The organism is Paenibacillus sp. FSL H7-0943, from assembly GCF_037963265.1.
Classification (GTDB): domain Bacteria; phylum Bacillota; class Bacilli; order Paenibacillales; family Paenibacillaceae; genus Paenibacillus_AQ; species Paenibacillus_AQ odorifer.
On record NZ_CP150148.1, the window covers coordinates 705,531 to 730,112 of the forward strand.

At 47.7% G+C, this 24,582-nt stretch carries 20 protein-coding genes; 15 read left to right on the forward strand and 5 right to left on the reverse strand.

What is annotated here, in order from left to right:
* The first annotated feature begins 27 nt into the window (after nucleotides 1–27).
* The 7 genes from NSQ55_RS03115 to NSQ55_RS03145 all read left to right on the forward strand — a co-directional run bounded on the left by NSQ55_RS03115 (nucleotide 28) and on the right by NSQ55_RS03145 (nucleotide 5,616).
* On the forward strand, nucleotides 28–345 hold the full coding sequence (locus tag NSQ55_RS03115; protein ID WP_036679853.1) for a hypothetical protein: 318 nt from the start codon (nucleotides 28–30) through the stop codon (nucleotides 343–345).
* Entirely contained in the window at nucleotides 342–1,349 is a 1,008-nt protein-coding gene (gene uvsE / locus NSQ55_RS03120; RefSeq protein WP_036679855.1) for a UV DNA damage repair endonuclease UvsE, read from the forward strand. Before NSQ55_RS03115 ends, uvsE begins: the two co-directional genes overlap by 4 nt.
* A gap of 268 nt (nucleotides 1,350–1,617) precedes the next feature.
* Nucleotides 1,618–2,502 (forward strand): inositol monophosphatase family protein, encoded by an 885-nt coding sequence (locus NSQ55_RS03125; protein ID WP_036679857.1) that lies wholly within the window; start codon nucleotides 1,618–1,620, stop codon nucleotides 2,500–2,502.
* 15 nt (nucleotides 2,503–2,517) lie between these two features.
* Nucleotides 2,518–2,784, forward strand: coding sequence for a hypothetical protein (locus tag NSQ55_RS03130; RefSeq protein ID WP_076130524.1), 267 nt, complete (start codon nucleotides 2,518–2,520; stop codon nucleotides 2,782–2,784).
* Nucleotides 2,785–2,879: 95 nt separating this feature from the next.
* Entirely contained in the window at nucleotides 2,880–4,172 is a 1,293-nt protein-coding gene (locus tag NSQ55_RS03135; protein WP_339171131.1) for a stalk domain-containing protein, read from the forward strand.
* 101 nt (nucleotides 4,173–4,273) lie between these two features.
* The gene (def, locus tag NSQ55_RS03140; RefSeq protein WP_076186335.1) at nucleotides 4,274–4,825 is read left to right on the forward strand and encodes a peptide deformylase; all 552 of its coding nucleotides are present in this window, start codon (nucleotides 4,274–4,276) and stop codon (nucleotides 4,823–4,825) included.
* A 170-nt stretch (nucleotides 4,826–4,995) separates the two neighbouring features.
* Nucleotides 4,996–5,616 carry a hypothetical protein gene (locus NSQ55_RS03145; protein ID WP_076220196.1) on the forward strand — a complete coding sequence of 207 codons (621 nt, stop codon included), beginning with the start codon at nucleotides 4,996–4,998 and terminating at the stop codon, nucleotides 5,614–5,616.
* A gap of 455 nt (nucleotides 5,617–6,071) precedes the next feature.
* Here NSQ55_RS03145 and NSQ55_RS03150 read toward each other — a convergent pair whose 3' ends face one another.
* Both NSQ55_RS03150 and NSQ55_RS03155 read right to left on the reverse strand, forming a co-directional pair.
* Nucleotides 6,072–7,388 (reverse strand): glutamate-1-semialdehyde 2,1-aminomutase, encoded by a 1,317-nt coding sequence (locus NSQ55_RS03150; RefSeq protein ID WP_076186305.1) that lies wholly within the window; start codon nucleotides 7,386–7,388, stop codon nucleotides 6,072–6,074.
* A 124-nt stretch (nucleotides 7,389–7,512) separates the two neighbouring features.
* Entirely contained in the window at nucleotides 7,513–8,559 is a 1,047-nt protein-coding gene (locus tag NSQ55_RS03155; protein WP_339171135.1) for an LCP family protein, read from the reverse strand.
* Nucleotides 8,560–8,664: 105 nt separating this feature from the next.
* Here NSQ55_RS03155 and bcp point away from each other — a divergent pair, with 105 nt between their 5' ends.
* The 4 genes from bcp (at nucleotide 8,665) to NSQ55_RS03175 (ending at nucleotide 15,712) form a co-directional block, all read left to right on the forward strand.
* Nucleotides 8,665–9,132, forward strand: a complete 468-nt coding sequence (gene bcp / locus NSQ55_RS03160) for a thioredoxin-dependent thiol peroxidase (RefSeq protein WP_076186308.1) — start codon at nucleotides 8,665–8,667, stop codon at nucleotides 9,130–9,132.
* Nucleotides 9,133–9,255: 123 nt separating this feature from the next.
* Nucleotides 9,256–13,539 carry an acyl-CoA dehydratase activase-related protein gene (locus NSQ55_RS03165; RefSeq protein WP_339174383.1) on the forward strand — a complete coding sequence of 1,428 codons (4,284 nt, stop codon included), beginning with the start codon at nucleotides 9,256–9,258 and terminating at the stop codon, nucleotides 13,537–13,539.
* A 212-nt stretch (nucleotides 13,540–13,751) separates the two neighbouring features.
* Nucleotides 13,752–14,204 (forward strand): MarR family transcriptional regulator, encoded by a 453-nt coding sequence (locus NSQ55_RS03170; RefSeq protein ID WP_076130529.1) that lies wholly within the window; start codon nucleotides 13,752–13,754, stop codon nucleotides 14,202–14,204.
* The gene (locus tag NSQ55_RS03175) at nucleotides 14,201–15,712 is read left to right on the forward strand and encodes a DHA2 family efflux MFS transporter permease subunit (RefSeq protein ID WP_076106051.1); all 1,512 of its coding nucleotides are present in this window, start codon (nucleotides 14,201–14,203) and stop codon (nucleotides 15,710–15,712) included. Before NSQ55_RS03170 ends, NSQ55_RS03175 begins: the two co-directional genes overlap by 4 nt.
* 84 nt (nucleotides 15,713–15,796) lie before the next feature.
* Here NSQ55_RS03175 and NSQ55_RS03180 read toward each other — a convergent pair whose 3' ends face one another.
* Both NSQ55_RS03180 and NSQ55_RS03185 read right to left on the reverse strand, forming a co-directional pair.
* Nucleotides 15,797–16,102, reverse strand: a complete 306-nt coding sequence (locus NSQ55_RS03180; protein ID WP_052096752.1) for a zinc ribbon domain-containing protein — start codon at nucleotides 16,100–16,102, stop codon at nucleotides 15,797–15,799.
* Nucleotides 16,103–16,197: 95 nt separating this feature from the next.
* Entirely contained in the window at nucleotides 16,198–17,139 is a 942-nt protein-coding gene (locus NSQ55_RS03185; RefSeq protein WP_076130530.1) for a YafY family protein, read from the reverse strand.
* Between the two features lie 150 nt (nucleotides 17,140–17,289).
* On the opposite strand from NSQ55_RS03185, the gene NSQ55_RS03190 reads away from it, so the two are divergent.
* Complete coding sequence (locus tag NSQ55_RS03190) at nucleotides 17,290–18,552, forward strand: MFS transporter (RefSeq protein ID WP_339171143.1); 1,263 nt, start codon at nucleotides 17,290–17,292, stop codon at nucleotides 18,550–18,552.
* 14 nt (nucleotides 18,553–18,566) lie between these two features.
* Here the strand turns inward: NSQ55_RS03190 and NSQ55_RS03195 are convergent, their stop codons facing one another.
* Complete coding sequence (locus tag NSQ55_RS03195; RefSeq protein ID WP_076106058.1) at nucleotides 18,567–19,235, reverse strand: DedA family protein; 669 nt, start codon at nucleotides 19,233–19,235, stop codon at nucleotides 18,567–18,569.
* Between the two features lie 107 nt (nucleotides 19,236–19,342).
* Between NSQ55_RS03195 and NSQ55_RS03200 the strand changes: the two genes are divergently transcribed.
* From NSQ55_RS03200 to NSQ55_RS03210, 3 genes are all read left to right on the forward strand, one after another.
* Nucleotides 19,343–20,716, forward strand: a complete 1,374-nt coding sequence (locus NSQ55_RS03200) for a polysaccharide deacetylase family protein (RefSeq protein ID WP_339171146.1) — start codon at nucleotides 19,343–19,345, stop codon at nucleotides 20,714–20,716.
* 132 nt (nucleotides 20,717–20,848) lie between these two features.
* Nucleotides 20,849–22,207: a DUF58 domain-containing protein gene (locus tag NSQ55_RS03205; protein WP_339171148.1), complete on the forward strand. Its 1,359-nt coding sequence runs from the start codon at nucleotides 20,849–20,851 to the stop codon at nucleotides 22,205–22,207.
* Nucleotides 22,176–24,515: a transglutaminase domain-containing protein gene (locus tag NSQ55_RS03210; RefSeq protein ID WP_339171150.1), complete on the forward strand. Its 2,340-nt coding sequence runs from the start codon at nucleotides 22,176–22,178 to the stop codon at nucleotides 24,513–24,515. Before NSQ55_RS03205 ends, NSQ55_RS03210 begins: the two co-directional genes overlap by 32 nt.
* Nucleotides 24,516–24,582: the final 67 nt, after the last annotated feature.

Below are 24,582 nucleotides of genomic sequence, written 5' to 3' on the forward strand. Positions count from 1 at the left end.
TATCCCGACTGGAAGGAGAGAAGAAACATGGGTTTTCAAACAGAATTCAACTCCGTCTGCAAATTCAAGAGTGAACAAGAGCTGTACGAGCTGCTGGAATATGGGCGCACCAAAATGGTGAAACAAGGCTTTCGTGTGTATCCAACGGGCCAAAAGGTTATTGCTTACACCCCTGAGAATGTAGCTGTAGCCATTGTCAAAATTTCAGCCTCGATTGCAGAGATTAATTTTCAAGGGCATGAGGTTACCGCGGTCGAGATGGAGCTTGTGCGTAAGCTGAATGAAGAAGAGTCCAGAGTGCAGACGGCTTTGGCTGAGGAAATGTTTTTTGGAGCACAGGGATGATTGTCCGCTTCGGATATGTAGCGATGTCCACCGTTATCAAAGACTGCTCCCCATCTAAGACAATGACGATGGCCTCTTTTAAGAAGCTGGATGACCGTGAAGCGGCACTTCGGCGTTTGGAGAACATCGCTAGAATGAATCTGCATAATACGCTGCGGTTGATGAAGCATAATGTGGCTTCGGACATCATGGTGTACCGCCTCACTTCCAAAATCATTCCTTTGGCGACGCATCCGGATTTGCAGGACTGGAATCCGTTTGCGGCGCTCGCCGAGGAATTTGCGGAAGTGGGCCAATATGTGAAAAAGCACGGGCTGCGTGTTTCTTTTCATCCAGATCACTTTACAGTACTTAGTACACCCCGTCCGGAGGTGCTGATAAACTCCGTACGGGATTTGCAGTACCATGTGGACATGCTAGTTGCTATGGGGCTTCCTGCCATGGCGAAGAACAATATCCATATTGGCGGAGCTTATGGGGACAAGCCTGTAGCGGCGAAGCGATTCGAGGAGCATTTCCGCGCGCTGCCGGCAGCGCTGCAGGAGCGTATAACGCTGGAGAATGACGATAAGACATTTACAGCTCCGGAGACACTGGCAGTCAGTCAGAGCGTAGGATTACCGATGGTGCTGGATATTCACCACCAATGGGTGAATAATGAAGGAGAGCTCCCTTGGGAGCTGTGGCCTGACATTTTGCAGACATGGCGAAGCGAGCTAGCACAGAAGGACGTTCCTTCTGGAGAGCTTTTGCCGCCTAAGATTCATGTATCCAGTCCGCGCAGCCCGTCTGATCCGCGCAGCCATGCGGATGGCGTGGAACCTGCGCCTTTGCTGGCTTTTCTGAAACGTATTGCCGCAGATACGCCTGCTGTCGATGTTATGATTGAGGCGAAACTAAAAGATGGCGCGTTATTTGGATTGATGGAGGCTATGAAGGAGCTGGCTGAGGCCGGTAACGGAATTTCCTTATTAAATGGGGCAAGCGTGAATATTGAACCTTAAACAATGAAAATAAGGAGATAGGTCCCGAATACGGGTCCTATCATGACTTGATATGTAACTTGAAATAGGGTACGTTGAATGAAACTTTAATCGCTTATCGTCTTTATATGGACCTGGGGCATTTATGCTCGCAGGTGAGAATTGGGTCCTCTTTTGGCGGAACTTTGGGAACTTGGGGAACGTTTTGACGTATTGCACGGTATTGTGAATAGGATTGCTTTAGAATTAAAGCCATTGGCGATTATGTTCAAGAAAGTGGAGTGAAGATATGAGTCCTTTAAATCCAGAGGGTAAGAATGAACGTGAACCCTATGTAGTAACAAGCAAGGGACATACGGCGGTGGCCATTAATGCGGCTGCCAAAGCAGGAGAATGGATAAAGAGCAGACAGGGTCTCGTGAAGGAGCTGAATACAAAAACTTCAGCACAAGATCTGGTTACGGAAGTTGATAAAGGCGTTGAGCAAATGATCCGCAGGCTGATCCTGACACATTTTCCCGACCATGCCATTCTCGGGGAAGAGGGGGTTTCGCCGGGAGCAGCAGCGGCTACCGCTGCATTGGAAGAAGCTCGTGAGCATGAATATTTGTGGATTGTAGATCCTGTAGATGGTACGACTAATTTCGTACACGGATTTCCTTTTTACTGTGTCTCCATAGCATTGGTGATTCGCGGTGAACTAACAGTAGGCGTTATTTATGATCCGACTCGTGATGAAATGTTCGTCGCTGAAAAAGGAAAGGGAGCTTATATGCACGGTGTCCCTACCTCGGTCTCTACGGAGACTGATTTTGGGGACAGCCTGATTGCTATGGGCTTTCCGCCGGATCGTGAGTTTGCACAACCTGTGAATATGGCCGGACTGCAAAGTATTCTTCCGCAGATTCGTGGTATTCGTGCCGGAGGCGCGGCTGCTCTACATTTAGCTTATGTGGCGGCAGGCCGTGTAGATGGCTATTGGGAAGTGGGCTTAAGCCCTTGGGACTGTGCAGCAGGAGTACTGCTTGTACTTGAATCAGGAGGCAAGATTACGGATACCCTAGGACGTTCATATGATATTGGTACACGCCATGTAGTAGCAAGTAATGGCCACATTCACGAATATTTGGTTTCGTCACTGAAGAATGCTGAAGCAACAGGATATAAGCTTTAGGGAGGACGATACAGCATGAGTGAGAAGGATGATTTGGAACGCAAGCTGAGCGAAATGTTGGTAGATGGTGAGATGGAACAAGGCGATCGTACGGCTAAGGAAATCCGGGAAATCTCACCTAAATATGAAATTCGTATTCAGACTACGCTCGATCCTATTGTGGAAGAAACATTACGTTATCGTAAGATTGGATATGAGCTGGATGACCGTTATGATAAATATCTGGAGCGTGCAGGGCAGAAGTTAGAGTCAGATGAAGATTCAGACAATAATAGCCAGTGATTTGCGAGGGCGGTTTCCTGAATATAGGAGGCCGCTCTTTTGCGTTGCTATACTGGGATGGTAGAATGGAATTAGAACAATTTGGGAGGGATACGATGCTAGGCAATTGGAAAAAAATTTGGGCAGCTGGCATAAGCAGCCTTCTTTTGTTATCTGCGCTGATTAGCGTAGGAGCAGGCACGGCAAATGCGGCTGACACGACTGCAATACAAGACTCTGGGCAAGATGTCTTTCGCATCGTAGCTCTAGGTGATTCCATTACTGCTGGCTACGAGCCAGGAATGACGGACGTGAATACTAAGCCATACGGCTATGCGGAGAGATTGCTTGAGCAGGGCTGGTATCATGGCAGAAGTGCACTTACTAATTATGGTATTCTAGGGCTGACTACGGCCGGATTACGTAATTACACAGGAGCGATCAAGGATGGTTCAGTGATTACTGTTGAAGGAGTTCAGGCAGGTCTCCCAGATCCACGAATAGAGCAGTTCGTGAAGCTAACTCCGCAGATCGCAGCAGAGCTTAAGGAAGCTGATCTGATTACCATTACGATTGGTGGGAATGATGTAAGCAGTCTGTTCTTGCAGTTCAAGGAGCTGACGGATGCGGATTTCCAAACACAGCTGGACCAGCGGCTAGCGGATTATCAAACAAATGTGAAGGCAGTGCTGGAGAATATTCGTGCGGTAAGTCCGCAAACGACGATTATACTGGCCGATCAATATCAGCCTGCCCCTAAGGTTGCGCTTGGTCAAATGTACAACAGATTAATGACGGCAGCGGGCAAATTTACGGAAGCAGCGGATAGTGTAGCTGCAAGCGTGAACCAAGAGGGAGCGAAGGTGCTTGTAGCTCATGTTGCGGCTAAGTTTGCCGGGGTAGAAGGCTCGCTGACACATATTATTGGAGCAGGGCAAACTGATTTTCACCCGACGCAGCTTGGATACGAGACTATTGCTAAGGTCTTTGCGGAGTTACAATGGGGAGAGTATCGCGTTCCTACTGTAGCTACAATGGCTACTGCATCGGTACCGATGTCGATTGTAGTGAAGGGCGTGGAGTTGAATACACCCAATAAGCCTATCCTTAAAAATGGGCAGAACTTTTTGGCGCTAAAAGATATTCTAAATGCCGTGGGCGCAAGCGGGAAGTGGGATAACAAAACCTCCAGCGCTACCATCGTGTATGGTGGAAGAACCGTTGTGATCACCATTGGCTCGAAATTTATTAAGGTGAATGGAGAGAACGTGGCTATTGATACTCCAGCTTTTCTGCAAAAGGTAGGCAAGGAGGACAAAACCTACTTACCCCTTGCCGCTTTGGCGACAGGACTTGGATTCGATGTTAATTACAGCAGCAAACTGCGAACTGCTTTCATAAATCCATAAAGCTGCATACTATACATCATAAGAAATTAAATTAAGCCCGTAAGGAAAAGGTGGATGGAATATTGTCTAGTTCAAAATATAATGCTGAATATATCATCACCATGGATGATATAGTGCGGGAGGGTCATCCCGTACTTCGTACCGTAGCACAACCAGTGGAGCTTCCATTACACGCGGAAGATCGTGAGGCTTTGCAATGTATGCTTCAATTTCTGAAGAACAGTCAGGACCCGGAGATTTCCGAAGAATATAAGCTGCGCTCTGGCGTAGGTCTGTCGGCGAATCAAATCGGACTGGAGAAGCGGATGTTCGCGATGTATCTTACAGACGAGAGAGGGCGGGCTGTAGAGCATGCTTGGGTTAACCCTAAGATCATAAGCCACTCCTTGTCTATGGTGTACTTACCAGAAAGCGAGGGCTGTCTGTCCGTTGATCGTCCCGTGCATGGCTTTGTACCTCGGTATGAAACCGTGAAGGTGAAGGGTTATGATCTGGAGGGCAAGGAGGTTGTCCTTAAATTTAAAGGCTACCAAGCTATCATCATCCAGCATGAAATAGACCATCTCGATGGGATTATGTTCTATGACCGAATTAACAAGGAGAATCCGTTTAAGCTGCCTCAGGGCGTGGAGATCCGGAACTTATATGAGTAGGCGAGTAACTCTGAATTAAAAAGCGGGCGACCTTACAGCGTAAAGCTGATGGTCGCTTTTTTTTTTACCTATCGGCAAGATTATGATATTTCAAATATTTTACAAATCAATCGAAAGGATGTACCCTTACAATTAATGGATTTAAATTAGTAATAAGAGGAGGGCGTTAAATGAACTGGAGCAGAATGCCAATTAGAGGATTCGCCAACGAATACAATGATGAGGTTAAAAAGATTGATGAGCAGATTTTGAGTCTGATTCAGGAACGTAAAGCTATAACAGGCAAGAAACGATTATCCCCTGATAGTAAGCTACTTGAGGAATGGGCAACTAGATTCGAGATGAATACTACTCAGATTGTGCAGCATTTGCACCTTATGAATGAAACTGTACCCAGAAGACAATATTGGGAAGAGCCTGGTTTATTGCTGGGAGTACTTCCGATTGTGAAGCGGACGGTCGTTGAAGAATGTGAATATATACTTACGCATGCTATGCAGTATGAAGCCTTCAGCATAGTTACTGTGGAAATCAAATATTTAAAAGAAGCTGTAGGACATATTCATCTTCGAACGGCTTTAACGCTTGAAGTGGCGGGTGAGAATGAATATGAAGTGCAGCCGCATGGTGGTCATGGAGGTGGAGCGCATACACAAATGCAATTCTTGGTCGCCCCAACGCTGCCGGAGCATCTGGAGGGTGTAGAGTTTTCACTAGTGCCTGGGAGCGAGCAAATGTTAAGACCGTTAATGACTGAGATTACGTTGGACAAGCAGGTGGATTTTACATGAGAGTAGTAGAATATTTGGACTTCCAAACGCTGTTAGCGGATGAAATCCGTAGATAAAGGTGGTCACTATCAACCTATATTCTCTGTAAATGAACAGAATTAGGGATTTTCTCCCTAAAAAACGGGTAAGTTCCTTGTTTTCCGCTAAATTAGCTAAATTATAGGGAGGATTTCCCTGATTATCTATCGAAGCTCCCTAACCCTTGCACTAAACACGGGGAAGGTCCGGCGATACCTGTTACGTAGCCTAGAGAAATTGACGCTTGAGAACGGCTGGCTTAAGCTTGCCACAAGCTACAGATGCAGACTGTGGATGAGTAAAAATGTAGAGCAGCGATCCTCCAATATAGGAGAATCGCTGCTCTTTTAACATTTGCGGTTTATGGGACTGGGACAGCCCCTTAATCTATGCAGCTGTTATTCAGCTTATAGAGCACTGCGTTTCATAATCCATTCTTATTTCTCAGTCGCCATAGCGCGGAAGGATTCTTCAGCTGCGACAAGTGTAGCATCAATATCTGCATCAGTATGTGCTGTGGTCAGGAACCAAGCTTCGTATTTCGAAGGGGCAAGGTTAATGCCACGGTTCAGCATATGCCGGAAGAAGCTGGCGAACAATTCGCCGTCTGTATCCTGGGCCTCGTCATAATTCGTAACCGGATGATTACAGAAATGAGTGGAGAACGAACCACGGATGCGGTTGATTGTCAGTGGAATGCCATGACGGTCTGCAGATGCTTTAAGTCCATCGGCGAGGCGGATTGCAAGCCGATCCATTTCTTCGTATACACCCTCTGCACTCAGAACCTCTAAACAAGCAATCCCTGCAGAGATAGACGCAGGATTGCCCGCCATTGTGCCGGCTTGATATGCCGGTCCAAGTGGAGCTACCTGTTCCATAACATGCTTGCGGCCGCCGTAAGCGCCGATAGGCAGGCCGCCACCGATGATTTTGCCAAGTGCAGTAAGGTCAGGAGTAATGTCCTCATGATTATCCAGCCCCGCATAGGTTTGTGTAGAACCATAATGGAAGCGGAAGGCAGTAATGACTTCGTCATAAATAACAAGGGAGCCATTATCGTGAGCCAGCTTGCAAAGTCCTTCGAGGAAACCAGGCTTAGGCATCACCATGCCGAAATTCCCCACAATCGGTTCAACCATAACAGCTGCGACATCTTCGCCCCATTTCTCCAGCGCCTCTTTCAGGCTGTCCAGATCATTAAAGGGAACGGTGATTACCTCCTGGGCGATACTGCTTGGAACACCGGCACTATCTGGAATGCCAAGTGTAGAAGGTCCGGATCCTGCTGCTACAAGCACCAGATCAGAGTGACCGTGGTAACAGCCAGCGAATTTTACGATTTTGCTGCGTTTTGTATAGGCACGGGCTACACGAATCGTTGTCATAACCGCTTCGGTTCCAGAATTGACGAAACGTACTTTATCCATAGAAGGAATGGCTTCTTTTAGCATTTTAGCAAGTTTAATTTCGAGCTGGGTTGGGGTTCCGTAAAGAACACCATTTTCTGCTGCTGTCGTAATTGCTTTGGTAATATGAGGGTGGGCATGGCCGGTAATGATCGGTCCATAGGCTTGGAGATAATCGATATATTCATTGCCGTCTTCATCCCAGAAGTGAGATCCACTGGCGCGTTTCATAAATACAGGTGCTCCGCCGCCAACGGCTTTGAAGGAGCGGGAAGGGCTATTTACACCCCCAACGATATGCTGGAGGGCTTCGTGATAAAGTTGTTCAGATGTGGAGCGATTCATAATGTGATCATCCTTTCGATTGTTGGTGCTCAAGGGAACGGGCGAACAACGGTGTTTTCCGTTGTCCGCCCGTATTATACCAAGTCACTGCTTTGTGTACATGTGAACTTTGCTTGTCAGGCCCTTAATTGGTCCCGCCAGAACTGCTATTGGAGGTGTTCTCCGATGTAGGGGTTGATGTTGGCTCAGGACCATTTATGGTATCCTGTATAAATTCTTTTAGCTTCTTTTCGCTACGAATTCCGATAACCTGTGATCCGTCACTTGTAGTCTCCTCAGTGAGCAGATCCATTGGCGGAATTTGCTCACTGCCACCCATACTGCTATTATACCCTACGCTTGCCAGCTTCCACATATCATTAACTGACATATTGGTTTCAATATAAGGCGTAACCTGCGACAGGATATTTGGCAGCTTGACAATGGAGGTGGTGCTGATCAGCTTATCAGCCACAGCCTTGAGAAAACCGCGTTGGCGCTCGGTTCGAGTGAAATCAGAGGTAGCGTCATGCCGAAAGCGAACATATTGTAACGCCATGTTGCCGTCAAGATGCTGATATCCTTTTTTTAGATCAATATCATATTCCGGACCGTCTGCAACGGTTTTGTAGACCATATCTTTTTCGACTTCATAATCCACACCCCCAACGGCATCAACCAGCTTGATGAATCCTTGGAAGTCCGTGTAGACATAATATTGAATTGGGATACCGAGCAGATCGCTGACGGTCTGCATCGCAGTATTAGGTCCATAAATAATCGCTGTATTAATACGTTTCTCGCCATGATCTGGAATCGGAACGTACGTATCTCTCAGTATTGAAAATACACTGATTTTCTTCTTCACAGGGTCGAGAGAAGCGACGAGCATTGTATCTGAACGGGGGATTTCCCCTTTCTTCACACCTCGGGCATCTACACCCATTAATAGGATATTAACAGGCTCTGTACCTTCCCACTTAGGAGGCTCAGGGGTGTCGACATCAACGGTCTCTGCATTTTGAAAAGGGGAATCTTCAGTATTCGACATGCTACCAAGCTCATTGTAAATGGTTGTAATGTAGAAAATGGCCCCACCGATAATAAGGAGGAGTATAATGGCCAGCGTCCAAAGCAGCGGTTTCTTTTTTGACTTACCAGTCTTTGCGTGCCTTTTCTTTCTAGGTGGCATTTCTCGTTCTTCCTTTCGCATTCACGTTGACTACATTATAATTTCTTTTGGGGATACGTGCAATTTAGGAATAATTCCCCAATCTTAAGAAGGAGTGGATATATCTTGATCGAAGTAGCTATTGGACAAAAAGTGCCCAATTTCACCCTTCCCTCTTCCAATGGGCATGAGGTTAGTTTGAGTGATTTCTTGGGCCGAAAGGTCATCTTATATTTTTACCCTAAAAATATGACACCAGCCTGCACGCAGGAGGCCTGTGAATTTCGTGATGCTTTTGATCAAATCACGGCGGTGGGTGCGGTTGTTCTGGGCATTAGTCCGGACTCTTTGGCATCACACGCTAAATTTACAGAGAAGCATAGTTTGCCCTTTCCACTGCTGTCTGATGAGGATCATAAGGTAAGTGAAATGTTCGGCGTATGGCAGCTCAAGAAACTTTACGGCAAAGAATTTATGGGAATTGTGCGATCTACTTTTCTGATTGATGAGCAGGGGATATTAGTGGAAGAATGGCGGAAGGTACGGGTAAAAGGGCATGTCGCAAACACGATAGCAGGAATAAGCGAATCATAAATTTTACTAATTACTTTTTATTGATGTCTATTACATTTTTAACAGCTTATATAAGGTGTTGTCATGATATAGTTTCCTCATAATTGCTTCAAATTTGGAGCAAGAAGAGGTGGTGGAGTGATAATGCTGCATATTGGGCTTGATATCGGATCAACTACTGCTAAATTAGTTGTCATAGAGCGGGACATCATTGTTTATCAAGACTATGTAAGACATTATAGCGATATTAAAAAAGCGGCCCTCTCTCTTCTGTCTGATGTACGTGACAGATTCCCAGAGAGGGGAGCTAGGCTTACTGTAAGCGGTTCCTCGGGGTTGTCTTTATCCAAATTAGGTGGAGTTCCCTTTATTCAGGAGGTGATTGCCTGTACGAAGGCGATCAGTGCGCTGATCCCGGAATGTGACACGGCGATTGAACTGGGTGGAGAGGACGCTAAGATAATATATCTTCGGGGCGGCATTGAGCAGCGTATGAATACAGCCTGCGCTGGCGGAACAGGAGCGTTCATCGATCAGATGGCAGCGCTGCTGCAGACCGATCCGGCAGGCTTAAATGTTTTGGCGGAGAAGCATGAGCGAATCTATCCCATAGCTTCACGCTGTGGTGTATTTGCCAAAAGCGATGTACAGCCGCTGCTTAATGAAGGAGCGCGCCGGGAGGATGTGGCGGCTTCGATCTTTCAGAGTATCGTTAATCAGACGATTAGCGGTCTTGCTTGTGGACGTCCGATTCGAGGACGGGTGGCTTTTCTTGGCGGCCCGCTGACCTTTCTGCCTGCCTTGCGGCAGCGTTTTGCGGAAACGCTGGAGCTGGCGGAGGAGGATATCCTGTTCCCGGAACGCTCACAGTATTTCGTGGCGATTGGAGCTGCGCTCTCCGAAGCTGATCCAGTCGTATTGCCACTTTCAAGCTGGATCACGCGAATTGCGGCGGTTGATTTTACTGCGGATCGAGCTGCGGATGCTGAATTGCCTCCGCTTTTTGAGAATGCCGCTGAGCTTGCAGAATTTCGGCTTCGTCACGGCAAAGCCTCTGCAGCGAGATCAGATTTAGCCTTATATCGTGGACCTTGTTATCTAGGAATTGATGCCGGCTCAACCACAACTAAACTCGTGTTAACCGGTTCGGCTGACGAAATTCTCTATACCTTTTATGGCAGCAACAAAGGCAACCCGCTGCATTCGGTCAGCGATGCACTGAAGGAGATCTACCGGGTTCTGCCTGAAGGCTGCCATATCGCAGGATCATATGTGACAGGGTACGGTGAGGGGTTAATCAAGGCCGCTCTGCGGACAGATGGCGGAGAAGTAGAGACTGTTGCACACTATAAGGCAGCTTCCAAGTTCATGCCAGAAGTAGATTTCATACTGGATATCGGTGGGCAGGACATGAAGTGCATCAAAATCCGTGGCGGTGCTATCGACAGCCTTATGCTCAATGAAGCTTGTTCAGCCGGTTGTGGCTCTTTTCTGGAGAGCTTTGCCTCTGCCCTCGGACTTGGGATCGAGGAATTTGCCAAAACTGCACTCGAAGCGACTCAGCCTGTTAATTTGGGCTCGCGCTGCACGGTGTTCATGAACTCTAAGGTCAAGCAGGTTCAGAAGGAGGGCGCATCATTAGCGGATTTATCGGCGGGTCTTGCCTACTCTGTGATCAAGAATGCTCTGCAAAAGGTAATTAAAATCCGCAATCCGGAGGACTTAGGGCGAAATATCATCGTTCAGGGCGGTACCTTCTATAATGAAGCTGTATTGCGCGCCTTTGAGTCCTTGACGGGGCGGACGGTGGTTAGACCGGATATAGCTGGCGTAATGGGAGCTTACGGCTGTGCACTGATTGCGCGTGAGCAAGCAGGGGTTAACGGATCCAGTACGCTGCTTGGAGCAGAGGAGCTTGCCAGCTTTAAATATGAGGTCTCCTCAGGCCGCTGTGGCCGCTGTGGGAATAACTGTGCGCTGACGATCAGTCGTTTTCCGGATAAGAGCTTTTATGTGACCGGCAATCGCTGCGAACGCGGCGCAGGAGTCAAAAAAGAGAAAAATGTCCTGCCGAATCTGATGCAGTATAAATATGAACGGTTTTTTGAGTACGAGAGTTTACCGGAAACAGGGGCATGGCGGGGGACCGTCGGGATTCCCCGTACCATGAATATGTTTGAGAATTACCCGTTCTGGCACACTTTTTTCACCAAACTGGGCTATCGGGTGATTCTCTCCCCTAAATCAAGCAAGAAGCTTTTCGAAAGCGGAATGGATACGATTCCTTCAGAATCGATATGTTATCCTGCGAAGATGGCGCATGGACATGTGCAAAGCCTGATCAGTAAAGGTGTCGATTTTATTTTTTATCCAGCGGTGGTGTATGAGAAAAAAGAAGATGAAGCTGCGGATAATCACTTCAATTGTCCAGTGGTCGCCTCTTATCCCGAAGTCATTCGCAACAATATGGATGGGTTAAAGGACAATGGAATCAAGCTTGTCAGTCCATTCCTGACCTTCGATGATATTTCTGCGCTGACCAAAGGGCTGGTGAAGACATTTACCAGCATTCCGCGAGAAGAGATTGCGTCCGCGGTGCAAGCGGGACTTACAGAGGCTGATAACGCCAAAGGTGATGTGCGTACCAAAGGGGAAGAGACCCTTGTGTATCTAGCTGATACTGGAACCAAAGGAATCCTGCTCTGTGGGCACCCTTATCATGCCGATCCTGAGATTAATCACGGGATAGCGGATATGATAACCGGGATGGGACTCGCCGTGCTGACAGAAGATTCTGTCTGCCATCTGGACCACAGCGAAGGGGATGTGGCTGTTGTTAATCAGTGGACCTACCATGCCCGGATGTACCGTGCAGCCCGCCTTGCTGCAGTCCGCTCGGATCTGGAGCTTGTTCAATTGACTTCCTTCGGCTGTGGGATCGATGCGATCACTTGTGATGCCGTACAGGATATTATGGAAAGACATAACAAGGTATATACATTGATCAAAATCGATGAGATCAGCAATCTTGGTGCAGCGCGCATTCGGCTTCGTTCATTGCTGGCGGCAATGCGTGAGCGTGAAAAAGGTAAGGTAGTGCCGCAAAAGCCGCCAAAAGTGCAGGCTAATGTGTTATTTACGAAGGAAATGAAAGAGACCTATACCATTCTTGCACCACAGATGTCGCCTATTCATTTTGAATTGTTTGAGCAGGTGTTTCGCGATGCCGGATACCGTCTGAAGATACTTGAGACGACCGGACCCGAAGAGACAGAAGAAGGTCTGAGATACGTTAATAATGATGCGTGTTATCCGGCAATTGTGACGATTGGCCAGATTCTGTCGGCGCTGAAAAGTGGGGAATACGATCCGGATCGTACTGCTGTGATTATGTCACAGACGGGTGGCGGCTGCCGGGCTACGAATTATATTTCTTTGCTGCGCAAAGCCTTAAAGGATTCAGACCTTGAACAAATTCCGGTGATTTCACTCAACGCTTCAGGGATGGAGAATCAGCCGGGTTTCCGTATCAGTCTTAAGCTGGCGAATCGGTTGATAGCTGCCGCTTGTTATGGTGATCTTATGATGCGGATGTTAAATCACTTTAGGCCGCATGAGGTTGTTTCAGGAAGTGCGGAAGTTCTATTCCGCAAAGGGATGGAGCGTTGCAAGGCAAGCTTATCCAACTTTTCATTCCGAGAATACAAACGCCTGATTCGTGAGATTGTTGCAGAGTTCTGCAAGCTGCCCGTTACAGGTATTACTAAACCAAGAGTAGGCATTGTCGGTGAGATCCTGATCAAATTCCATCCGGATGCCAATAACCGCATTATAGAGATGATCGAGGCAGAGGGCGGGGAAGCGGTAATGCCGGACTTCCTGGATTTCATTTTCTATTGTGTATATAATCCGATCTACAAAGCTGAGCAATTCGGCAAAAGCAAACGGCTCGGCTATATCAATCCCATGCTGATCTCTTATCTGGAAATTTACCGTAAGCCGATTAAGGTTGCCCTTGAGGATGCGGGGCTGGCTAAAGGACGGGAAAATATTTATGGTCTTGCCGAGAAGGCCAGCCGACTGGTGTCCGTAGGGAATCAGATGGGTGAGGGCTGGTTTTTAACCGCAGAAATGATGGATTTGTTGGATAATGGTGTGAACAACATCGCCTGTATTCAACCGTTCGCGTGCCTGCCCAACCATATCACCGGGCGTGGGATGATTAAAGGTCTTAAGGAATTATATCCGGGTGCAAATATCGTGGCGATTGACTATGATGCTGGAGTCAGCGTAGTCAACCAAGCGAATCGGATTAAGCTGATGATGTCAATTGCCAGCAGCCAGGAAGAGACTAAGCCATCTAATTTAAAACTGCAGGATAAGCCTCAGCAGCAGACTTTACCTGAAAGTTCATACAGCTTAACCTGAGCATTGTTCAGACGAAAAAAAGCGGGCCAAGGATCTACCTTGGTTCGCTTTTTTTATGCTTTGTGCACTTATGTATGATTTTCATGTTGCAATATAAAATTATCTTTCAGAAAGTTACAGCAAATTATTGACCGAAATTTAGTTAAGGTGTAAAATAGTACGCATGCGAACTATTAGATGATCTAACTAATTAATTCTTTGGAGGTGAAGATTTGGAAGATAAGGAGCAGCAATTAGATGATATTTTCTCCTCTTTTCGCCGGATTAGCCATGCATTTCAGCAGTTGCTGTGGAAGGATGCCGAAGAGCTGGACATCACACCAACACAGTTGATGGTTCTCCGCAAAATATCTGCAAATCCCGATATTGGCATTACAGATCTTGCCGAGCTATTACATTTGGGGAACAGTGCAGCGAGCGGCGTAGTGGACCGGATGGTGAAAGCCGATTTGATCACAAGACAGCGCTCTGAGGTAGATCGGCGTATATACAACTTGGCGATTACTGAAAAGGGCAGAGAGATCAGGGAAAGAAGTAAGCAATCGCTCAGAAGACACTTACTTCCACTATCCAATATACCTGCCGAGGATGCAGGCGAATTACTTAGGATTCATACCGAAATCATTCAGATCTTAGAGCAGGGGAGAGACAAACAGAATTTATGAGTACAATTACAGGTAACGCTGCAGCGGCAACTAAGGGAATACGTAGAGGACCGATTATTGCAGCGCTCTTAATAGGTGCATTTGTCGCACTTTTGAACCAAACACTTCTTAATGTGGCATTGCCGAGCATAATGGACGATCTAAAAATCGCAACGAATACGGCACAGTGGCTAACAACGGGATTTATGCTCGTGAACGGTGTGCTGATACCGATTAGTGCGTTTCTGGTGGAAAAGTTTACGACCCGCCAGCTATTCATCACCGCGATGTCACTTTTTTCGTTAGGTACACTTGTCTGTGGAATCGGAACAGGCTTTGAAATGATCATGGTCGGCAGAGTCATTCAGGCGGTTGGCGCAGGGATTTTGATGCCGTTAATGAATATTGTGTTTCTTCGCATCTTCCCAATTGAAGAGCGGGGAAAAGCGATGGGGCTAATGGCGGTAGCCATGATTTTTGCTCCAGCTGTAGGTCCAACGTTGTCAGGGTGGGTAGTTCAGAACTATTCTTGGCGCGTATTGTTCTTTATCGTTCTTCCGCTGGCTATTCTTTCTACCTTGCTAGGTATGAAAACAATGCAAAATGTAGGGCAAACAACTTCTCCGAAGCTGGATAAAACGGGTGTTATCCTGTCTACCATTGGTTTTGGGGGATTGTTGTACGGCTTCAGTGATGCTGGAACCGATGGTTGGGGAAGTGCAACAGTCATTACCTGCCTCATTGTGGGTGTGATTGCACTGGCTTTATTCGTATGGAGAGAGCTTAAGGCTGAGACACCACTGCTTGAGTTCCGGATTTTCAGATACAATATGTATTCACTCACGACATTAATCAATATCATCATTACGATGGCTTTATATTCGGGTATGATTTTGCTGCCGATTTATTTGCAGACGATCCGTGGCTTTACGCCAATGGAGTCCGGTCTTATGCTGTTGCCGGGAGCCATTCTAATGGGAATTATGTCTCCAATCACGGGGATTATATTTGATAAAATCGGGGCAAGATGGCTGTCTGTGGTAGGCCTGATTATTACAGTAATTACGACCTGGCAATTCAGCCAGCTTACAGACAGTACGACGTATACGCATATGATTATTACTTACACGGTTCGGATGTTAGGCATGTCGATGTTATCGATGCCGATTGTAACGGCTGGACTTAACCAGCTTCCACAGCGTTTAAGCTCGCATGGTACAGCAATGTCGAATACGTTGCGGACGGTCGGAGGCGCGCTGGGAATGGCGTTGTTCGTCAGTCTAATGACCAATAAGACGAAGAGCACAATCACTGATACGCTTATGAGCGGAACGGTTTCGTTAAACGATAAAGCAGCGATGCTTAAGCTTACGCAAGAGGCTACAATTAGCGGGGTTACGCATGCCTTTAACATTGCTACCTGGATCACTGTAGTTGCTTTGGTATTGGCTTTCTTTATTAAAAAGACTTCACCGCAGCCAGACTTCCTGAAGACGGAAGAAGTGCAGCCACAGCAGGACAATCAATAAAAAACTGGGCTAAAAAAGAATGGGAAAAGGAGCGTCTCACGAACCGTTATGGTTCCTAGGGCGCTTCTTTTTGTTGTGATGCTATTAGTTAGCTGGAGACACAGCTGCAGGATCACTCCAGCGTTTCAAATGTGGCAGCTGCTCCGCGAGAAGTTTACGGGCAACATTCTCATCCATTCCTTCTTCGACCATATAGCCTGTACAAATGTCAGCCATTTCTTGCAACGTGATATTAGGCTGTTTGAATGCGCCATTCTCATAGCAGTACACGCAGTAATCTTCGATCTTGTTGCCATTCTGGTCCGTTCCAAGCAATTCCGCCGTAGGCATTGGCATCCCACAGCTTTGACAAATTTTAAGATCTCCTTGCTCTACATGTTCATGTCCCATATTTAACACTCCTTTAAAGGTATGCAAGCTCTCGAGCGCCCGCTTTAAGTTCAGTATAGAACAATAAACCTGACGGCATTCCGTCAGGTTTATTGTTAGGTTGTATATTTTGCTGCTATGCCTGCTGCAAGCTGCCCCAGCTTTTGCCGAATATGCGGTGGCTCTAAGATTTCTACATGCATCCCGAAGCTTAGCAGGAAACCATACAGCCATCCATCCTCAGGATAGTTGATGGTTACCTTGTAACCTCCATTACCGTCGGGCAGTAGCTCGGTAGAATCAAACCGCTCTTCCGCTAGATGTTTGCTTTCAGCCTTAAACTGCAAAACGATGGGTGTTGCTGTTGTTACGGTTGATCTCTGATACTCGTTGCTCCAAGGCAGCTCGCTTGCATCCACATCTTTTGCAATAAAAACTTGGGTATTCTTAACGAGCTCTTTCATGCGCAACAGCTTAAATAGACGGAAATCCTGACGATTGAGACAAAATCCATATAAGTACCATGCTTGCCCCTTTAGCACTAAAGTATAGGGCTCTACCGAACGCTGGCTTGTCTGACCCGCAGCATCCACATAATCAAAGTTTACGGTCACGCTTTCCTCAAGTGCTTCTTTTAGAGTGGCAAGCTTTTCTTCCAGAATACGTTGAAGACCCCATGGGGAGAAGTCGATGATGAGCTGAGTCGTTTTGCTGCGGAAGGCGGCGGATTGGGAGGGCGGGATTACGCTGCTGATTTTTTCCATGAGCAGAGTATGTTCATTTCCTCCATAAGACGAGACGCTCTGCAGAGCCGTGAAAATATCCGCCAGCTCACGATCCGTCAAAACATTGCGGTCCAGCCGGTATCCTTCCATAAGCCCGATCCCACCGTTCGCTCCCTGATAGGTGACGATAGGAATTCCGGCCCCATTAATGCTTTCAATATCACGATAAATCGTGCGCACAGATACCTCGAACATATCGGCTAGCTCCTTCGCCTGAATTAGGCGGCGGTTCATTAGCAGGATAACGATAGAGAGCAATCGATCTATTTTCAAAAGACAATTCCTTCTTTCCCGGAGATTTCCGTGAAGTAATGCTGTATTTCATCTTAGCAAATCCTTGAAAATAAAGCATTGTCATAAATTAATGATTCGATTAATATCTAATTAGATATGTGTATAAATAGATGAAATGAGGTTTATTTTATGAATAATCACTCAGCTGTTGCGATGTTTAGGAGTCATAAGGGATATTCACGATTGTTCACAGCCGGCTTGATCAATGGAATTGGTGATCGTTTTACTAGCGTTGCAGTACTGGCGCTGGTTCTGCAGTTGACGGGATCAGGCATGGCGGTAGGGATTTCGTTAGGTGTGAGACTGTTTCCTTATTTATTTCTGGCCCCGCTTGGAGGCATACTTAGCAGCAAAATTCCACGCAAATATATCATGATAGCTACAGATATGCTGAGGGTCCCAGTAGCCTTAGCCTTTTTATGGGTGGATGGGGAGGAGAAGTTGTGGTTGTTATATATGGCAAGTTTTTTGCTGGCAGCGGGTGAAGCCATTTACAGCCCTGTTCGTAGGTCCACTATCCCCTTGCTCGTCACCAAAGATTCTCTGCTGACCGTCAACGGACTAGAGCAGTTAATGAGCGGCTGCGTGCTGATCCTTGGAGCGTTCAGTGGAGGGGTGGTGTCGATGTGGTTTGGTCCGGAGGCAGCGTTCATTATGAATGCAGTGTCTTTTTTAATCGCAGCGATGTTAATTTACGGTATCGATTTTCCACAACATACGGAAATGGTGACGGTGGCTAAGAAGGCTACATATTCTCCTGAGGGGGACTTAGAAAAATCCGATAAAGAAGCACAATACGGTCGGCTGCGTGCTCTGGGAATGGTAATTGGCGGAAGCTTAACGTTGCAGGTCATTTTCGGTTATGAGCTGTTGGTGCCGTTGCTAAATGGTCTGGATAATGTACTGATCAGTGTCTATGCGATACAGGTATTTCACGCGGGGGATATTGGAGTGGGGGCATTTTATGCGGCGCTTGGCATCGGTCTTAGCCTTAGTTTTTTTACCTCACGTTATTTAAAAAAGGGGCTGCTGATTGTAGCCATCGGAGGGCTTTTACTAGAAGGAGTATTATTGATGGGCATCAGTGTCAGCAATCATTTTGCGGTAGCATTTATGTTATACATCCTGCTGTCATTTGCCGGGGGGACGGGGAATGCCTGTCTGGATACGCTCGTTATGCAGGAAACCCCATCTGCTATGCAGCCCTTTGTGTTTGGACTCCTGTCTGCAGTAGGAAATACGCTGCTGGGATTATCTATGCTGTTCGCCGGGTGGCTATTAGAAGGGGTAGAACCAAGAATGGTAGGGTTTGCTGGGGGAGCGGGATTTGCCATAGTTGCGCTTTTACTCGCAGGATACGCGGGGGTACGCAGCAAGAAAAAACGTACTTAAAAAGGGCGGTGGCTTCACCGTCCCTTGGAAGTTTTTTTAACCTGAGTCTGTAGCTTAATGGCAGCTTTGCGCGGGAACAGGCGGATGCTTATCTTTTTGCGGTAGCGATACAGGATTACAAGGGCAGCTATAGCTACACCGCCAGAGATAATCCATAGTGCATATAACTCGAATAAATGGAAAATACCCATCCACTGCGGACCAAATACCCGTCCTATGCCAAGAAACAGCACTACCCAGAATAATGCTCCACTATAAGCGTAGAGGGCGAATTTACGGAAGGGCAGCGCAACTATACCAGCAAAATAGCCGGTAAAGTGACGAACGCCTGGAATAAAATATCCGATGGAAATAAGGATACTGCCGTATTTCTCGAACCATTTTTGCGTTTTATCCAGCTTGGCAGGGGAGAACAGCAACCACTTTCCGTATCGCTGGATGAAGGGCATTCCGGCTTTTAAGCCGACAAAATAGGTGAGGGTCATCCCGGCTGTGGTCCCAGCAAACGCCACTAGAATCAACGTTATGAAATCAAGTCTTCCCGTATAGGAAAGAAAACCTGCAAAAGCCATGGTAGTTTCTCCGGGAAACGGCAAGGCAACGAATTCGAGCAGCAATCCAAAAAACAATACGCTATATCCATATTTGCTGAATAATTCTTGTATAAAGTTCAGCATTTCCATAAGATTCTCACTCTCCAAGGGGCAGTTGCCTTATTCTATTTTGAAGCTTGTCTTCATACAATCTACCAAATGGCTTTTGAGCCAATAGAATGCTGGAGGTAGAGAAGATGAAAGGTAACAAAAACACTCACGGCCGCCGAAACTTGATAAGCGGATTGCTTGTTATGGTTGTAATCGTCATCGTAATGCTGGGATGGAATGCAGGGGAGAGTGTAGATTCTTGGATGAATCGTTCATTACATTCCGCAAGCGCGGAGTCTGTCTCTGTTAAGAATAATCTCCCGTTAGTGGCGATGCAAGAATTGCCTCCTAAAGCAGAGTCCATTGTGACTGCTTCTCCAGAAGTTAAATTGAATTCCAGTACGGCACAAGTATCCAAGGTGTCGACAACATATTCAGCAATTACGGCCGCAAAGAAAGCTTCAAAAACGGTCTATATTACATTTGACGACGGACCGAGTGACAATACCTTCAACGTTCTAAAAATTTTACAGCAGCAAGGTGTGAAGGCGACCTTTTTTGTCCTTGGTAATCAAGCGAAAAGCCATCCAGAGCTAATTAATGCCATATGGGAACAAGGACATGCTATTGGCAATCATACCTATAATCATAATTACCATGATTTATATAGTGGATTCACTGAATTTTGGAGCCAGATTAAAAAGACCGAAGAAATTGTTCGGGGCATTACAGGGGTTCGCCCACAACTTATCCGCGCCCCGGGCGGAACCTTTGATCACTTTGATAATACCTACTTCAATTTGTTGAAGCAAGCCGGTTATATCGTTACGGATTGGACGGTGGACAGCGGGGATTCTAAACGCAAAGGGGTACCGGCGTCAGAAATCTTAAAAGAGTCAACTGCAGATCTGAAGTCCTCTCGGGTTATTCTTCTGCTGCATGATGGCGGCGGCCATCAGGAGAGTGTTAAAGCACTGCCTGATATTATTGCGCGTTATAAGGCTGCTGGGTACAGCTTTGGCCTTTTAGATGAGACGGTGGAGCCTGTACAATTCAGAGTCTCCTCAAAAGCAAATAGCTTGGGCAGAGTGAAACCTTCGGAAGCTTGGATCACCTCGAATATCATACCGAATGCAGAGCTGTTTGCGCCCGGCAAACCTTTGGTGCTGGAGGTTGGAAAGCTGGAGACGAAGCTGGCGCCAGGTGAATATGCTCTGCAAAAAGGGAAATATATGGTGCCACTTCGCGCTGTGATCGAACGGTTGGGAGGGCAGATTAGTTGGGATGCGGGCAGTCGCAGTGGGAAGATTGCCTGGAACGGCAAAGATATCATCGCGGATGTGGCGAACAAGGAACTCCTGTTAAATCTTCCTGATCATGTTCAAAAGATAAACGGTGCCAGTGTGGAGATGATTGGCGGTTCTATCTGGGTATCGCTGCGTGAGCTGCTGGAGACAGCCGATCATCCTCCTTTAAATATAAGCGTGACGGAAGGTGAGCGCCGGATAATAGCCTTCTGAGATTTAGCGCTCAGGCAGTTTTTTTAAAAGAAAAAAACAATGTCTGGGCACCCTTTTTCATGGGAAGAATAGATAGTAATAAGTTCCTCAGCTGGGAACAAGTCTAGACCCAAAGGAAGGGTGTTCGTTCCATTGTCCTCTTCAAAAAAAGTAGAACACAAATTAAATAACAAGACTGAAAGAGTTAGAAGCTATCCGCGTAGCCGTAGTGCGTTGGCTGAATGGCTGCGGATGCTGACTGTGGCTGGAATTATAGGTGTTTTATATGCATGGCGCGGAGGCGCATCACTCTTATTTCTGCTGATCGCTGTAGGCGTTATCATGGTTGGCGGACTGATTGTTCAACTTTCAGGTCCACGGGCGATAAAGATTGAACGGACAATCACTCCAGTAAGACCGATAGCTGGAAGTACACTGCTTGTGAAGGTGCGGGTGAATTTCTCTGCCCGGCTTCCACTGCCATGGCTGACTATCGCTGATTTTTGGGGGGACAGAGGACATCACAAGCTACTGTTTCCGGGATTCAGACGCTCTTTTGAATACACCTACCTTCTTGAGAATATGCCGCGGGGACATCATCATTTGCAGGGCTGTAGAGTAACTTGGGGAGATTTGCCCGGCTGGTTCACAGGCCGATCTGAGCCTGCTGAAGAGCATAGGGTTAAAGTGCTGCCAGCCCCCCTATATTATGGCGGAGCAGTCCCGGATAGCGGCTTTATTAGCGGTAATTCGCTCTATTCCAGAAGGGGAAGAAGCAGCAATGATGAGACCATGGAATCGCGGGAATATGAGCCCGGTGATCCGCTTAGCCGAATTCATTGGAAGAACAGCGCCCGGCTAGGAAATCTGCAGAGCAAAGTTCCAGAGCGTGAAAAGGCAAGAATGAGCTGTATCGTGTTGGCTAATGATCCCAAAAGCTATGAGATTCCAGCCAATGCACTTACACCTCGTGGCAGTCGGGAGGAGCAGCCTCCGGTATTTGAGAAGGCGGTGTCAACGGCGATGGGGCTGATGCTCTTTGCTGAGCAGTCAGGTGCTTATGTCCAGTTATTTAGCGGAGGCTGGCCGGAAGGAATGGCTAGGCATGAAGGACTGGGTAAAATCCCAGGGAGAGTGCTGGATATTCTAACTGATATTTCTCCGAATGGAACAAGAACCCTGTCCGAGCTGTTGGAGGATGCTTCTAGAGGCTGGATTCCGGGAATGACCGTTGCTATAGTGACCGGAAGATTAGAGGAACAATCCGCTAAGGTTATCGCTAAATTCTTAGTGCAAGGTGTAAAAGTTGAGCTCTATTATGCTTGGGATCAGCCAGCTCCGCTGCCTGCTGAGGTAATGCTGCAGGAGATCCGCCAGCCTGTGCGGGGAACGGTCGGGGATAGTCTGGGTCGTCTGGGAGCACGGATGTTTTGTCTGGATGATGCATTGCCAGCTTACAGGCTCAGGGAGGTAGAGTACCATGAATCATCCGGAAAACCAACGCTACGGTAAGCGGATACCGGGTGACACAAGCTTCTCTATGAATGAGCACAGTGGGAAGGAACCAAAGCAGCTCCATTTGGAAAAACTGGAGAACAGTCATGCCGGTAAACAGAGAAAGATACCTCTGTATTATCGCATGCTGTTCTCTTTGGCTATTTTGGGGCTGTTTTTAGAATGGCTGCTCCCTTTATATAGAACGACTTCATTGGAAGATACTGCTAGATTGCTGCAGATTCTGATGATTTCTGCTGCCGTGCTGTTGATGTGGGGAATCCTTCAGATTCCCGGGTGGCTATTGCTAAGTATCCAATGTTTGATGATCGGAACAGCTTGGCTATATCTATGCAGCGAGAGCGTAGGGACAGGATGGCTGGGCATTTATGCAGTAGAAATTCCAAATGATCTGATTTTGCTCTTTTCCGGGCATGTTTCTCAGCTAAGCGAGATCAGCAGACTTTTGATTTTGATTGTTGGCTGGGGGCTGCTGGTATCTTCGGTGCAGCAGCTTGCACTTTTCAGAGGTAGTACGCTGCTGTTTACAGCGGTGACCCTCATTTATCTATTAGTTCTGGATATTGGCTTTGGCGTTAATACGACAACGGATGTTGTAATATCAGTGGGGCTTATTGTATGGATGCAAGCAATGAGTGGTTTGCTCCGTCTGCGGGAACGGGTGGGCAGCATTCACCTGCCGTATGCCCGATGGGGAGTTTTGGCATTAGCGGCTGCTATATTCGTCATGATGACAGCATGGTTTGGTGGGCAGGTATATGAAGTACGACCGCCTAACCAAACTACACTCCAGTCAACCTTTGAAAAGCTGCAGGAATGGGCTTCGGGCCATATGCCGGAAGATAATGAGGCTATACCTGCAGGAACAACAGGGTATAGTACAAATGATGGAGAACTGGGTGCTCCATTATCACGCAATACCGAGCCAGTCTTCACAGCGTTGACCAGTCAGCGTACCTATTGGCGCGGGGAGAGCATTGCCTACTATGACGGTCGCCGTTGGATCAGAGGTGGTGAGGAGTTTACTCCGCTTAACTTGTCCAGCCTGCCTCAGATTCCGGCGACGGTAACCACTACTAATGGGGGGCGGACTTTGCAACAGCGGATACAATTTGCTATTCCCTCTTCCGGTGGAATTCCTGTATTCAATGCGGGCACCATAACAGATGTTGAGACAGTTCAACTATCCAATGGCAGCCAGCTTGGTTATGTTCTGGCGAATAAGGACAGGGATACCTTTCGTCTGCCAGATTCGGTGGGGTCAACTCGGATCACTGAGTATATAGTTGATTCTATACTTCCCGAGAGTAATCCAGTACTGCTGCGCGGGTTGGGTGATGCTGATCCTCAAGAGATAAAGAACAAATATTTGCAGCTGCCTGATTTATTACCTGAGCGAGTGAAAGCTCTGGCAGAGAAGCTCACAGCTTCCTCGGGCAACCGATATGACTCCGCAACCGCCATTCGGGATTATTTGCAAAACGGGTATTCTTACACGCTGGATACCATGGTTCCGCCAGCTGGGGCTGATTTTGTGGATCATTTCCTGTTTGAGACCAAACAAGGTTACTGTGTGCATTTTGCCACAGCGATGACCGTATTGCTGCGAAGCACAGGTATTCCAGCGCGGTATGTTCAAGGCTACGGACCTGGGACCCAGCAGGAGGAAGCCATGCCGGCGAAGTATTTAGTCACCCAAGGGGATGCGCATGCTTGGGTAGAGGTTTATTTTGCCGGCGCAGGTTGGGTTCCTTTCGATCCGACGCCGGGTCCTGCGCTTGCGGCTGGCTTCCCTGCGCCGGCACGGCCTGCGGCCGCAGCAGTCGCACCGCAAGCAACGCGCAGCGCGGAACTGCCCGCCCTGCCGCTGGCGGGCGGGCCCTTTTCAGCGCCGCTGACTGCCGCGGCGCTGCTTCCCGCCGCCGCTTGGCGCTGGCGGCGCAGCCTGGCTCTGCTGCTGGCCGCGCGTCGCGGCAGCAGCTTGAGCCGGGAGAGGCAGCTGCGCGCGGCCTCTCTGGCTTGGCACGGGCTGGCGGAGCGGTTTGGACCGCCGCCGCCCGGCGTTACTGGCAGGGAGTATGTGGACTCCCTGCGGATTTACGATGCCGGACTAGATGTAGCCGTCCGGCAGTTTGTCCGCCAGTGGGAGACCCTGGCGTACGCGCCAGCTTCGGCCTCCACAGCCGTGATCTCTGCCCGCGACAATCCCGTAGACTCCGCTCCCGCCCTTGGCGGCGAACCTGCGGCTTCTGATGCGGCCGCGTTTATTCGCGAATGTCTGCTCATTACCTTCCGTTTAACATAAACGGCTAATAACGCTTAGATCCGCTATCTAATTTATGCCATAGCAAGGAAGGTTCTGCATGAAGTTT